Source organism: Kocuria rhizosphaericola (assembly GCF_044462205.1).
Taxonomy (GTDB): Bacteria; Actinomycetota; Actinomycetes; order Actinomycetales; family Micrococcaceae; genus Kocuria; species Kocuria rhizosphaericola.
This window is the reverse complement of record NZ_JBISWK010000077.1, coordinates 1-13,188: the sequence shown is the minus strand read 5'-3', so window position 1 is coordinate 13,188 and position 13,188 is coordinate 1. Positions and strand designations below refer to the sequence as shown.

The following is a 13,188-nucleotide window of genomic DNA, read 5'->3' as shown; positions in this document are numbered from 1 at the left end:
GTTCCTCAACAGGTTCGTGCGGACGGATCAGCAGGTCGGGTCGTCGGGGAAGCCGTGCTGGACGACTTGCCAGGACTCGCCCGGTTGGCGGAAGAGGTCGTAGTTGTGCAGGGCCTTGCGGCCCTTCTGCTTGCCGCTGACGACCACGCCGTCGCGGTCCACGACGGTGACCTCGGAGGAGTCCAGGCAGACCGTCACGCGCACGGCCTCGCCCTCGTCCGTGGGCAGCGGGGCGGAGACGGGGTCGCCGACGACGACGGGCGCGCCGCGCTGCTCCCAGCCCTGGTGCTCGAACTCGGCCAGGGACGCGAGGACCTCCTGGAGCGCGGCGCCGGCGGTGGCCTCCTCGGCCACCGCCACGGCGGCCGGGTCCAGCTCGGCGGGCTCCTGCCGGGCGTCCAGCTCGGCGGAGGACTGCGGGTCGCCCGGGTCCGCCGCGGCCGGCTCGTCCGACGGGACGAAGGCCTCCTGGGCCTCGAGCGCCGCCTGGATCTGCTCGACCTCCGGAGCGTCGGCGGCCACGGGCGCCGCCGAGGGCAGGTCCTTGGCGCGGACCTCCTGCGGCGTCTCCAGCTCCACCACGGTGTTGGCCTCCAGGGCCTCGGCCGCCGGGTCGTCGGTGGCGCCGGCGGCGCCGCAGCCGGCCAGGAGCCCGGCGAGCAGGAGCCCGCCCAGCAGCTGGTGCGCGGTACGGACGGTAGGACCTCGAGTGCTCGATGTGCACGACAGGTCAAGGATCATGTCAGCTCCCCCCAGATCTGGATTCCCGGCGCCGATGGCCGGCGCCGCGGTGATCCGCCGCGGGTTGTGGGTCGAGGGACCCCCGCGGCCTTCCGGACGACCCCCCGCCCGGATTCATTGGATCGCATGGAGTCTAACCCCGGCATTAACGATCGGAAACGGATTTCGATGTCCCCTTTTGTGCTCCCCAATTTCGGATGCAAACGCAGGTTTCTCCGCAGTAGGGTGGGGCGATCACCGGAATTCCCTGAAGCAAACCAGGGGGTCCGGACGCAGCACGGGACGGCCGCCGCTCGGGGGAGCGCGGCGTCCGGCGAACGCAGGGGGACGTTGTGGCGGGGGAGACACCAGTACCGGTACCAGCAGGGGCGCGCCGGCGTCTGAGGGCACAGCTGCCCGTGCGGCAGTTCGCGCATCTCGACGCGATGCGGGCCGCCGCGGTGATGCTCGTGGTGCTCGCGCACGCCGGGCTCGAGCTGGTGCCGGGCGGGAGCGGGGTGACGATCTTCTTCGTCATCTCCGGGTTCATCATCACGCACCTGGTGCTCAAGGAGCACCGGCGCACCGGTGGCTTCGACCTCGCGGGGTTCTACCGCCGGCGGGCCCTGAAGCTGGCCCCGCCGCTGCTCGTGGCCCTGGTGCTGCCCACCGCCCTGTACGCGTGGCTGGTGCGGCCGGTGAACCTGGGGGACTTCCTGGGCCAGGTCTTCTTCTTCTTCAACTGGCGCTACACGGACTCCCAGGTGGACGTCCTGCCCGGGTCGATCGTGGTGTGGAGCCTGTCCATCGAGGAGCAGTTCTACGTGGCGTTCGCGCTGATCTGGCTGCTGCTCGTGGGCCGGCGCCGGCCGGCCCTCGCGCTCGCGGTGCTGGCGGGGGCCGCCGCTCTCGCCTCGGCGGGCGCGCGGGTGGCCCTGCACCTGGGCGGGGCCGACGCGGACCGGATCTACTTCGGCACGGACACCCGGCTCGAGGCCATCGCGATCGGGGTGCTCGCGGCGGTCTGGTACGCCCGCAGCACCTCCGGGGGCGCGGCCGGCGCCCCGGCGTGGTGGGGCCGGGACCGGGTCCTGGTGCTGGCCGTGCTCCTCTACCTCGGGTCGCTGCTGATCCGGGACGAGCTCTTCCGCGAGACCGTGCGCTACACGGCGCAGGCGGTCGCGGCCTGCCTGGTGGTGCTCTGGGGCCTGCACGGTCCCAGCGGCCGGCTCGGGTCCCGGGCCCTGGCGGTCATGCGCTGGAAGCCCGTCCAGCTGCTGGGTCTGGCCAGCTACAGCATCTATCTGCTCCACCTGGGGACCGGGCACGCGCTGACCGCCCTGCTCGGGGAGATGCCGGGCCCGGCCGGGGTGGCCCTGCGCGTGGTGGTCGGCACCATGGCCGGCATCGCCTGCTGGTGGTTCGTCGAGGAGCCCGTGGCCCGCTGGCACCACCGCCGCCGGACCGGCCGGCGCCCCGCAGCAGCGGTCGCTCAGGTCCCGCAGGAGCAGTTCGGAGAGCAAGCCGCCGTGCCGTCGAGCGGGCAGGCCGCCGTGCCGTCGAGCGGGGACGCTGCCGGGCAGACGGCTGAGCGGACAGCCGGACAACCGTACGAGCAACCCGCAGGGCAGCCGTCCGGCTGAGTCCGCACCGGCCCGTCCGCTCCGGGCGGAGGGCCCACAGATTTCCGCCGCGCCCCTCCGGGGCCCGCGGCGAGCAGACCGAGAGGGACCCCCCGGCGCAGTCCGGGCGGTCCACCGGGCCGGGGCACAGGAGGCTCCGGCAGGATCCCGAGGGGGGAATGACTGACATGAGCACCGACAAGCACGCACCGCGCGTGGGGTACGCGGCCGGGGCGTTCGACCTGTTCCACGTGGGGCACCTGAACATCCTGCGCCAGGCGAAGCAGCACTGCGACCACCTGATCGCCGGGGTCGTCTCGGACGACCTGATCGAGATCACCAAGGGCCACCGGCCCGTGGTCTCCCTGCGCGAGCGGATGGAGATCGTCGAGCACATCCGCTACGTGGACCAGGTCCACGCCGAAAGACTGCTGGACAAGCTCGACACCTGGGAGCAGCTGCGCTTCGACGTGTTCTTCAAGGGTGACGACTGGCGCGGCACCCCGAAGGGGGAACGGCTCGAGCGGGAGTTCGCGGCGGTGGGCGTGGAGGTCGTGTACTTCCCGTACACGGTGCACACGTCCTCCACGAAGCTGCGGGCCGCCCTCGAGGTGCTCTCGGTCCCGGTGGGCTGAGGATCAGCGCGGCGGCTCCGGGGGGTCCTGCCGCCCGGAGCCGTCGCCGGACCACGGCGGCCGCGTCTGCTGCGGCGACCCCTCCGCACGGGGTCCCTCCGGAGAGTGCCCCTGGAGCGGCTGTCCCGGGGTCGGCTGCCCCGAGGGCGGGCCCAGCCGCTGCGGACCGGCCTGCGGGGTGTGCCCGGGGCCGGCCTGCCACGAACCGGTGCGCTGCGGGTCGCCGGAGGCGGCGCCGGCATAGCCGCCCCGGTCCGCGCGCCGGCGCGCCCGGTTGCGGCGCGCGGCGTCCCAGGCCCACACCACGAGGGCGCCCACACCGAACAGCGCCACGAGCAGGGCGACGACGGGACCCAGGAAGGGCACGGCCCGCAGCAGCACGTAGATCAGCAGGCCGAGGGCCAGGGCCAGCACGCGCTTGCCGAAGTGCTGCGGGGCGGTGTCCCGCAGCAGGAGACCGCCCGCGGTGTAGCCGACCACCACCGGGGCCAACAGGGCCACGGCGAGCACCAGCCCCAGGACCAGCACGAGGTCGAGGACCACGCCCGCGGCCACCACCGCGGCGGCCAGCCCGGCGAGGGTCAGCCAGCCCAGCGCGATGGCCAGCAGGATCGACACGACGAGCACGGCGAGGACGGCGACCGCGGTCCCCGCGATCGCCAGCGCTCCCCACCCGAGGCTGAGCCAGGGCCGGGCCCGGAGCGCGCCCGCCGCGCCGGTCATGGTCCGGGGCAGCAGCCACAGCGCGAGCAGCCCGACCAGGAGCAGCGTCACGAACAGGCGCAGACCGGCGATCAGCAGCGCGAGCGCGCCGGTGGGAGCGGCCGCCTCCTCCTCGACGGCCACCGGCTCGTAGACGACCTCCCCGGCGATCTCGGCGCCCGGGGCGATCTCGCCCTCTGTCCCGGACCGGTAGGACAGGTCCCCGCCGAGGCGCGCCGCGTCGGTCAGGGTCAGCCCGGGGTCCACCTGGGGCACGGCGACGCCGGTCGTGGGCGCCCACGCGGCCCCGACCTCGTCGACGGAGCCCACGTCCGCCTGCACGTCCCCGCCGATCGTGCCGGCCAGGGCGAGGGCGGCGGCCCCGGCGGTCACGTCGCCGTCGACCGCGCCGGCCAGCAGGGCCTGGTAGGCGCCGAGGAGGACGTCCCCGCCGATCTCGGCGCCGGGGCGGGTCTCCAGGCTGTAGCCGGCCGTGATCAGGTCGTCGGTCACCCGGGCCTGCTCGCCGAGGAGGAGCACCTGGCTGGCCACGCGGGCGTCGTCGCCCACGGTGCCCTCGATCACCACGGTCTGGGCCGCGGCCATCAGGTCCCCCTCGACCGTGCCGTTGATCGTCACCGACCCGCCGGCGACCAGGAGGTCGCCGCGCACGGTGCCGTCGACCACCACGGTCTCCCCGGTGACGTACAGGTCGTCGTCCACGACCTCGTCGGCCGCCACCACCACTCTGTCCTCGCCGCGGAACTCGGCGGCTCCGGCGGCAGGGGCAGTGAGCAGGGCACCCACGAGCGCGACGAGCAGGACGAGCAGCAGGGCCGGAAGGGTCAGCAGGGTCGGCAGGCGGCGGTGGAACGGGACGGGCGAGGTGCGGGGCACCGGCAGGGTCTCCATGCTCTCGAGTCCACGCCCGGGCCCCGGAGGAGTCAAGGAACGGGCCAGTGTGACGGCGTCCCGCCGTGTACCCGCGCGTAGGTCAAGAGGTGGTCACGGTTGGGGATCGTTCCTGGTGGGGGCGGAACCGCGGTCCTAGCCTGGGGCTGTCGCGCGGCTGGCGCGCGGGAGGATCCGACCGGGGGTGGGTCATGGCAGGACAGAGACTCGGAGCAGGCGTGGTCACGGCCGTCGTGGTGCTGGCGGGGCCGTTGCCGGCGGCGCTCGCGCACGGGGAGGACCCACCGTCCGGGCCGCGCGTGGTCGCGGACGGGCTGGACAATCCGCGGCAGCTGAACTGGGACCAGGACGGAGCCCTGGTGGTGGCCGAGGCGGGCCGCGGCGGCACGGAGTGCGTCGGCGCCCGGTGCGCGGGACCGAGTGGTGCCGTCACCCTGATCGAGAACCCGGGACGGGGGACGCCCACGGTGTCGACCGCCGTCGAGGGGCTGCTGTCCGTGGCGGCGCCGGACGGGACCTTCGCGGAGGGGCCCGCGGGCGCGGACGCCACGGATGTGGCGGGGCAGTACATCATGGCGGGCTACGACCCCGAGCGGATCGACCTCTCGGTGTTCGAGGCCCGGGGCGGGGCGATGCTCGTGGCCGGCACCGAGGAGACCGGGGAGAAGTATCTGATCCCGTACGCCGACCTGCAGGCCGCCGAGGAGGAGCTGAACCCCGACGGCGCGCAGGTCGACTCCAACCCGTACGCGATCCTGTACGTGGACGAGGACGAGGAGGCGTCGCCGGACGGCTACGCACTCGTGGCCGACGCCGGGGCGAACACCGTCTGGAAGGTCGAGCCGGACTTCTCCACCGCCACGGAGGACTCCCCGCCGGAGTACGAGATCACCGCATGGGCCACGTGGCCGACCACCGTCCTGCCCGACGGGACGGACGACCCCGAGGGGCCCGCCGAGTTCGTGCCGACGTCCCTGACGGCCGACGAGCACGGCAACGTCTACGTGGGCGGGCTGGGTTCGGTCCGGCCGGGTGAGGCCTCGGTCGTGCAGTTCTCCGCGGACGGCACCGAGCTGGACCGGTGGGACGGCTTCACCGCGGTGACCGGCGTGGCCGTGGACGGCAAGCACCTCTACGTCTCGCAGCTCTTCGGGCCGACCCCGCCGATGCCCCCGGGGGAGACCCCGGCGGAGGAGGCGCCGCCGACCCCGGGCACGGTGCCCGGGCAGGTGGTGGTCCTGCACCGGCACCAGGAGGACGCCGCCCGGTACGCGGTCGACGTCCCGCTGCCGGCCGGTCTGGCGACCNGACCGGCCGGCACGGCGAGGTCTACGCCTCGGTGAACAGCGTGGCCACGGCCGAGGGCATCGCGGCGGGACCGATGAACCCGTTCGGAGCCGTCGGCGGCGGAGCGGTCTGGGAGCTGGACTTCTCGGACGCCTACCGTCTGGAGGCCGCGGGGGAGTAGCCCGGCAACGGAGCGGACCGATCCAGGAGGAACGACGACGGCGGTGGCGCGGCGCGATCCCGCCACCGCCGTCGTCGTGTCACGCGTCGGTCAGGTCGCGGCGCCCGATCGCGACTCGGCTTCGGATCCCTGCTGCTGCGCGCTCACCAGGAACCGCTCCGCGATCTCCAGGCGCCGCCGGGCCCGGTGCGGTGGGCCGCCCGAGCGGCGGGCGCCTGCCACCAGGGACAGGGCCACCCCGGCGCAGCGCACGCGCAGCGCGGCGGGGTCCACGACCTCGTCGAAGCCGGCGAGCAGGCGCTCCGCGGCGGCCGGTGCGTGCGCGTAGCGGTCGTGGACCGTGGGCAGGACGGAGAGGTGGGCGACCAGGCAGGCGAGGTCGTCCACGCGGTGGCCGGGGCCCACGGTGTCGACGTCCAGCAGCCCCGTCACCGGCCCGAACCCCCCGCGGGCGTCCGGACCCACGAGCAGATTGGCCTCGTAGAGGTCCCCGTGCGCGGGCACCGTCGGGCCGGGGTCCGTGGCCCGGCGGGCGCCGTCGATCGCGGCCGCGAGCCGTTCGATCCGCGCGCGCTCCTCGGGCAGGGCTACCGCGGCCGCGTGCCCGTAGTCCAGGACCCGGTCCGTCCAGGAGGCACGGGCGGGCAGCTCGAGCGCGGCGGCGGGCAGGGCGTCTAGCAGGGCCAGCACGTGCTCGGGGCGCAGCGCGGCGGCGCTGTCGTCCCGCACGGACGCGGCCAGCGGGGCGCCGGGCAGCCGGCGGAGCACCACGACGTCCCGGACCGGGTCGCCGTCCGGCGCCGGCACGGGCAGTCCCGCCTCGAGCAGCATCCGGTGCCGGGCGTGCAGGGCCGCGGCCCGGTCGTGCCGCAGGACCTTGAGGTAGCGCACCTGCGACCCGTGGTCCGTGCGCAGCACCGCCCGCCGGGTGGGCCGGTAGGAGACCTCGGTGAGCTCGGCGGCCACGGCGGAGGAGAACACCTCCCGCCCCACGGCCTCGGGCGAGCAGGCCCAGGGCAGACCGGGCAGCCAGGGGTCGTGCGGGTGCCGCCACGCGACGAGCTCCACGCCCTCGTGCCGGATCCGCACCGCGGCGGTGGAGGAGCGCTCGGGCGGGGCGGCGGTGCCCACGCAGACGACCTCGGCGGCCCGCCGCGCACCGGCCAGGGCCACGACGTCGTAGACCGCGGTGACCCCGGCGCCCGGACGGTGGTGGACGCGCCGCCGGGTCCAGCGCTGCACGGACAGACCGGCCGGGCGCAGCGCGTCCGCGAGGACCGGGCCCATCCCGGAGCCCGTGAGCAGGGCCACTGCCACCTGCTCCGGGCCCGCCACGGGTCTAGACCAGGTCCTCGGACAGCTCGAGCCAGCGCAGCTCGAGCTCCTCGATCTCGTCCTGGACCGCGGTCAGCCGGGCGGTGATCCTGCCCAGCCCGGTGTAGTCGGACTGGTCGTGCGCGGCCATCTCCGCGTGCAGGGTGTCGACCTTCTGGGTGAGCTTCTCCAGCTTCCGCTCGATCGCGCCCACCTCCTTCTGCGCGGCACGGGTCTGTGCGCCGGAGAGCTTGGGCCCGCCCTCCGTCGTCGTCCCGTTCGAGGACGCCGCCCCCGTGGCCGCCATCGGGTTCGTGGCGCTCGCGGAGCCGGCGGCGGTGCCGGTGCGGGACTGGGAGGCGAGCTCCAGGTACTGCTCCACGCCGCGGGGCAGGTGCCGGAAGCGGCCGTCGATCACGGCGTACTGCTGGTCGGTGACCCGCTCCAGGAGGTAGCGGTCGTGGGAGACCACGAGCAGGGTGCCCGGCCAGGTGTCGAGCAGGTCCTCCATGGCGGTGAGCATGTCGGTGTCGAGGTCGTTGGACGGCTCGTCGAGGATGAGCACGTTGGGCTCGTCGAGCAGGATCATCAGCAGCTGGAGGCGCCGCTTCTGCCCGCCGGAGAGGTCCTTGACCGGGGTGGCGAGCTGCTCGTTGGTGAAGCCGAGCCGCTCCAGCAGCTGGCCCGGCGTCATCTCCTTGCCGTCGGCCAGATAGGTGGTGCGCTTGGACGCGACCACGTCCGAGACCCGGTCCTCGGCCACGTCCTCCAGCTCGGACAGCTGCTGGGTCAGGGTCGCGATCCGCACGGTCTTCCCGCGCTTGACCCGTCCGCTCGTGGGCTGCACCTCGCCGGTGACCAGTCCCAGCAGCGTGGACTTGCCCGCGCCGTTGACGCCCAGGATGCCGGTGCGCTCCCCGGGGGCGATCAGCCACGTGACGTCGCGGAGCACCTCCCGGGGACCGTCGTCCTCGGTGGGGTAGGAGACGGAGACCTTCTCGAGGTCCACCACGTCCTTGCCCAGCCGGGAGACCGCGAGCTGGGACAGCGCCACGGTGTCGCGCGGCGGCGGGACGTCGTCGATCAGCTGGTTCGCGGCCTCGATGCGGAACTTGGGCTTGGCCGTGCGGGCGGGCGCGCCGCGGCGCAGCCACGCCAGCTCCTTCTTCATGAGGTTCTGCCGCTTGGACTCCACGGTGGCGGCCTGCCGGTCCCGCTCCACGCGCTGCAGGACGTACGCCGCGTAGCCGCCCTCGAAGGGCTCGACCGTCCGGTCGTGCACCTCCCAGGTGTCGGTGCACACGGCGTCCAGGAACCACCGGTCGTGGGTGACCACGGCCAGGCCGCCCTGGTTCTTGGGCCAGCGGTTGTTGAGGTGGCGGGCCAGCCAGGTGATGCCGTCCACGTCGAGGTGGTTGGTGGGCTCGTCGAGGAAGATGACGTCCCAGTCCCCGGCCAGCAGGGCGGCGAGCGCCACGCGGCGCTTCTGCCCGCCGGAGAGCTCGCCGAGCTTCGCGTCCCAGTCGAGGTCCTTGACCAGCCCGCCGAGCACGTCCCGCACCTTCGCGTCCCCGGCCCACTCGTGCTCCTCGCTGTCGCCGACGACGGCGTGCCCCACGGTCAGCTCCGGGTCCAGCACGTCGGCCTGGTCGAGCATGCCGACCTGCACGCCCGAGCGCACGGTCACGCGGCCCCCGTCCGGCTTCAGCCGTCCGGCGAGCAGCTTCATGAGCGTGGACTTGCCGTCGCCGTTGCGGCCCACGATGCCGATCCGGTCGCCCTCGTCGATGCCGAGACTGACGGCGTCGAAGACCGTCTTGGTGGGGAATTCCAGATGCAGGTTCTCGCCGCCGAGTAGATGTGCCACCCGTCAAGGGTACTCGCGTGCCCGCCCGCGCTCACCCGCTGCCCCGACCTCCACCCTGTTGGGCCCGTGGTGCGCCGATCCCCCACTCGCTCGAGCTCCTGGTGCGCCGAGCCCCCACTCGCCCGAGCTCCTGGTGCGCCGAGCACCCAAGCCTCCGAGTGCTTTTGCGCCGAGTCCCCACTCGTGCCGCGGATCCCCAGGAATGATCGTGGGGATCTGCGGCGTGGTTGGGGACTCGGCGGACGGAGGGCACAAAAGTTGGGGGCTCGGCGGCGGGACGGTGGGTGTGCGAACAGAAATTTTTCAGCGGCGACCCAACCGCGGGTGAGAACATGAGGCCATGGAGCAGAACCCGACGGAGCGATCCTCCTCGATCCCGAGCACGCGTCCCCTGGGCACCCGGCTGGACGGCATTCCGGACCTGGAGGCCGCCGTCCGCGCCGTGACGGAGCACCCCGGGCCGGTGGAGATCCCGGCAGGACCCGGCCAGCTGGTCGGACGCCACCTCGGCTCGGTGCCGCAGCGGCAGGTGGGGGAGGCCCTGCGCGCAGCGGGCGCCGACCCCCTGATGATCCGGGCGGACATCTCGATCGACGAGGACATCCCGGACGAGGGCGTCATCGCGGTCCTCGACGACCACCTCTCGCTGGCCTCGGGCGTGGGTGCCGAGTACCTCGTGGTACCGCGGGCCGGCGTCAGCGGACGGGGCCGCAGCGAGGACCGCATCTACTCGATGCTCGCCGCGCTCGCCGAGGCCGCCTCGGGCCACCGGGTGCACCTGCTGCTCGAGACGGAGGGCGCCACCGCGGACGAGGTCGAGCTGGTCCAGTACCTGGAGCGCGCCCGCGAGGCAGGGGCCCTGGACGTGGACTCGCACTACCTGGCGTCCGTGGCCTGGAACGTGGCGGCGTCCTCGGAGGCGGGGGAGGGGCCGGCGGCCGCGTTCGAGCGGATGCGGCCCCTGCTGGACCTCGCCCCGCTGATCGTCTCCGGCGTGGACGAGGACACGGTCGAGGAGCTGTTCTCCGCCGTCCCGGAGCTGCGGGAGGCCGCCGCCACGGCACGGATCATCGTGATCCTGGGCCGTCCCGGAGCGGCCGGGGCCTGACGCCCGAGTGGTAGGGTGACTGCCTGTGCACCGCGTGCACCACTGCCGTTCCACGGCGGTGCTCCGCCTTGGTGTAATCGGCAGCACCCCGGCCTTTGGAGCCGTGGAGTCTAGGTTCGAGTCCTAGAGGCGGAACGTCCGCATCCCGCCAGGACGCTCGAAAGCCGAAGAGCCCGAGAGCTAGTGAGACGGAACAGAGACGGAGCCGGTGAGCCCACCGGCTCCTCTCTACGATCGACGACCGAGGAGCTGCATCCCGCCGTGAGCACCCCCCAGACCCCTGCGAACCGTCCGGGGGCGGCCGTCGGGCCCGCCGCCGTCATCGTCCTGGCCGCCGGCAAGGGCACGCGCATGAAGTCCAAGACCCCCAAGATCCTGCACCGGATCGGGGGTCGTTCCATGGTCGGGCACTGCCTGGTCGCCGCCCGGAGCCTGCACCCCCGGCGGCTGGCCGCCGTGGTGCGCTTCGAGCGGGACCTGGTGGCCCCGCACGTCCTCGAGCAGGACCCCGAGGCGCTGATCGTGGACCAGGACGAGGTCCCCGGCACGGGCCGCGCGGTCCAGGCCGCCGTGGAGGCGCTCGACGCCCAGGAGCGGCTGGCCGGCACCGTGGTGGTCACCTACGGCGACGTCCCCCTGCTGACCCCGGAGGTCCTGCGGACGCTGGTCGCCCACCACGAGGAGCGCGGCAACGCGGTGACCGTGCTGACCGCGGACCACGAGCAGCCCGGCGGCTACGGCCGGATCCTGCGGGACGCCGACGGCTCGTTCCGCGAGATCAAGGAGGCCAAGGACGCCACCGAGGCCGAGCTGGCGGTCGCCGAGATCAACTCCGGCATCTTCGCCTTCGACGCCGACGTCCTGCGGGACAGCCTCGCGAAGGTCACCTCGGACAACGCCCAGGGCGAGATGTACCTGACCGACGTCCCGCTGCTGGCCCGCGAGGCCGGCCACGCCGTGGACGCGCTGAAGATCGAGGACCGCTGGGAGGTCGAGGGCGCCAACGACCGCGTGCAGCTCGCCCAGCTCGGCGCCCACCTCAACCGCCGGATCCTCGAGGCGCACATGCGCAACGGCGTGACCGTCGTGGACCCCGCCAGCACCTGGATCGACGTGCAGGTGCGCATCGCCGCGGACGCCACGATCCTGCCGGGGACCCAGCTGCACGGGGGCACCCGGGTGGGCGAGGACGCCGTCGTCGGCCCGGACACCACCCTCACGGACGTGGAGGTCGGCCCCGGCGCCCACGTGGTGCGCACGCACGGCTCCGGCTCCGTGATCGGCCCCCGCGCGAGCGTGGGCCCCTTCGCCTACCTGCGCCCCGGCACGGTGCTCGCGGACGAGGGCAAGATCGGCACGTTCGTGGAGACCAAGAACTCCCGGATCGGCACCGGCTCGAAGGTCCCGCACCTGTCCTACGTGGGCGACGCCACGATCGGCGAGCACTCCAACATCGGGGCGGCCTCGGTCTTCGTCAACTACGACGGCGTGCGCAAGCACCGCACCGTGATCGGCGACCACGTCCGGATGGGCTCCGACAACATGTACGTGGCCCCCGTGCACATCGGCGACGGCGCGTACTCCGGGGCGGGCACCACGATCCGCAAGGACGTGCCGCCCGGGGCCCTGGCCCTGACCGAGGGCGCGCAGCGCGTCGTCGAGAACTGGGTCGTGGAGCACCGTCCCGGCACCGCCGCGGCCGAGGCCGCCGCGCGCGCCCTGGGCAACGGCGCCGCGACCGGCCCCGGGACTCCCGGGCACTCCAGCGCAGGAACCGGCGCGGACACCACGGCGCACGCCACGGCCGGGGACACCACTGAGGAAAGCGAGTAACAATGACCGCCATCACCAACGCAGGTGCCAAGCAGCTGGTCCTGGTCTCGGGGCGCGCCCACCCGGAGCTCGCCGAGCGCATCGCCTCGGAGCTCGGCACGGAGCTGGTGCCCACGGACGCCTACGACTTCGCCAACGGCGAGACCTACGTGCGGTTCGGTGACTCGGTGCGCGGCACGGACGCCTTCCTCATCCAGTCCCACCCGGCCCCGATCAACCAGTGGATCATGGAGCAGCTGCTCATGATCGACTCCCTCAAGCGGGCCTCGGCGAAGTCGATCACCGTGGTGTCCCCGTTCTACCCCTACGCCCGGCAGGACAAGAAGCACCGCGGCCGCGAGCCCATCTCGGCCCGCCTCATCTCGGACCTCTACAAGACCGCCGGCGCGGACCGGCTGATGTCCGTGGACCTGCACACCGCGCAGATCCAGGGCTTCTTCGACGGTCCCGTGGACCACCTCATGGCCATCCCGCTGCTGGCCAACCACGTGCGCTCCGTCGTCGACGTCGACAACGTCACCGTGGTCTCCCCGGACACCGGCCGCGTGCGCGTCGCGGAGCAGTGGACCGAGCTGCTGGGCGGGTGCCCGCTCGCGTTCGTGCACAAGACCCGCGACATCACCCGGCCCAACCAGGCCACCTCCAAGGAGGTCGTGGGGCAGATCGAGGGCCGCACCTGCGTGCTGATCGACGACATGATCGACACCGGCGGGACCATCTCCGGCGCCGTGCAGGTGCTGCGCGAGAAGGGCGCCAAGGACGTCATCATCGCCGCGACCCACGCCGTGTTCTCCGATCCCGCCGTGGAGCGGCTGTCCACGTGCGGCGCCATCGAGGTGGTCGTCACGGACACCCTGCCCGTGCCGCCGGAGCACCAGTTCGAGAACCTCACGGTCCTCTCGATCGCCCCGCTCATCGCCCGCGCCATCCAGGAGGTCTTCGAGGACGGCTCCGTGACCAGCCTCTTCGACGGCAGGTCCTGAACCGGTCCGGAGCCCCGGCCGACG

Annotated in this window: 11 protein-coding genes and 1 tRNA gene; 8 read left to right on the top strand and 4 right to left on the bottom strand. The window is 73.6% G+C overall.

What is annotated here, in order from left to right; translation table 11 throughout:
* Window positions 1–27: 27 nt before the first annotated feature.
* Window positions 28–741: a hypothetical protein gene (locus ACH9D2_RS07895; RefSeq protein WP_396362288.1), complete on the bottom strand. Its 714-nt coding sequence runs from the start codon at window positions 739–741 to the stop codon at window positions 28–30.
* A gap of 398 nt (window positions 742–1,139) precedes the next feature.
* Here ACH9D2_RS07895 and ACH9D2_RS07890 point away from each other — a divergent pair, with 398 nt between their 5' ends.
* Complete coding sequence (locus tag ACH9D2_RS07890; RefSeq protein ID WP_396362287.1) at window positions 1,140–2,363, top strand: acyltransferase family protein; 1,224 nt, start codon at window positions 1,140–1,142, stop codon at window positions 2,361–2,363.
* Window positions 2,364–2,530: 167 nt separating this feature from the next.
* Complete coding sequence (locus ACH9D2_RS07885; RefSeq protein WP_396362286.1) at window positions 2,531–2,977, top strand: adenylyltransferase/cytidyltransferase family protein; 447 nt, start codon at window positions 2,531–2,533, stop codon at window positions 2,975–2,977.
* 3 nt (window positions 2,978–2,980) lie between these two features.
* On the opposite strand, the gene ACH9D2_RS07880 is transcribed toward ACH9D2_RS07885, so the two are convergent.
* On the bottom strand, window positions 2,981–4,591 hold the full coding sequence (locus tag ACH9D2_RS07880) for a hypothetical protein (protein WP_396362285.1): 1,611 nt from the start codon (window positions 4,589–4,591) through the stop codon (window positions 2,981–2,983).
* A 191-nt stretch (window positions 4,592–4,782) separates the two neighbouring features.
* Here ACH9D2_RS07880 and ACH9D2_RS07875 point away from each other — a divergent pair, with 191 nt between their 5' ends.
* Both ACH9D2_RS07875 and ACH9D2_RS07870 read left to right on the top strand, forming a co-directional pair.
* Window positions 4,783–5,934, top strand: a complete 1,152-nt coding sequence (locus ACH9D2_RS07875) for a ScyD/ScyE family protein (protein WP_396362284.1) — start codon at window positions 4,783–4,785, stop codon at window positions 5,932–5,934.
* Window positions 5,931–6,059 (top strand): hypothetical protein, encoded by a 129-nt coding sequence (locus ACH9D2_RS07870; protein ID WP_396362283.1) that lies wholly within the window; start codon window positions 5,931–5,933, stop codon window positions 6,057–6,059. The genes ACH9D2_RS07875 and ACH9D2_RS07870 overlap by 4 nt, the downstream gene beginning before the upstream one ends.
* Before the next feature lie 90 nt (window positions 6,060–6,149).
* Here ACH9D2_RS07870 and ACH9D2_RS07865 read toward each other — a convergent pair whose 3' ends face one another.
* Both ACH9D2_RS07865 and ACH9D2_RS07860 read right to left on the bottom strand, forming a co-directional pair.
* Window positions 6,150–7,394, bottom strand: coding sequence for an aminoglycoside phosphotransferase family protein (locus ACH9D2_RS07865; protein ID WP_396362282.1), 1,245 nt, complete (start codon window positions 7,392–7,394; stop codon window positions 6,150–6,152).
* A 4-nt stretch (window positions 7,395–7,398) separates the two neighbouring features.
* The gene (locus ACH9D2_RS07860; protein ID WP_396362281.1) at window positions 7,399–9,240 is read right to left on the bottom strand and encodes an ATP-binding cassette domain-containing protein; all 1,842 of its coding nucleotides are present in this window, start codon (window positions 9,238–9,240) and stop codon (window positions 7,399–7,401) included.
* Window positions 9,241–9,580: 340 nt separating this feature from the next.
* Here ACH9D2_RS07860 and ACH9D2_RS07855 point away from each other — a divergent pair, with 340 nt between their 5' ends.
* From ACH9D2_RS07855 to ACH9D2_RS07840, 4 genes are all read left to right on the top strand, one after another.
* Window positions 9,581–10,348, top strand: coding sequence for a hypothetical protein (locus ACH9D2_RS07855; protein ID WP_396362280.1), 768 nt, complete (start codon window positions 9,581–9,583; stop codon window positions 10,346–10,348).
* Window positions 10,349–10,410: 62 nt separating this feature from the next.
* Window positions 10,411–10,483 (top strand) — tRNA-Gln (locus ACH9D2_RS07850).
* Window positions 10,484–10,609: 126 nt separating this feature from the next.
* Window positions 10,610–12,181, top strand: a complete 1,572-nt coding sequence (glmU, locus tag ACH9D2_RS07845) for a bifunctional UDP-N-acetylglucosamine diphosphorylase/glucosamine-1-phosphate N-acetyltransferase GlmU (protein WP_396362279.1) — start codon at window positions 10,610–10,612, stop codon at window positions 12,179–12,181.
* A 2-nt stretch (window positions 12,182–12,183) separates the two neighbouring features.
* Complete coding sequence (locus ACH9D2_RS07840) at window positions 12,184–13,164, top strand: ribose-phosphate diphosphokinase (RefSeq protein ID WP_396362278.1); 981 nt, start codon at window positions 12,184–12,186, stop codon at window positions 13,162–13,164.
* The last annotated feature ends 24 nt before the right edge of the window (window positions 13,165–13,188 follow it).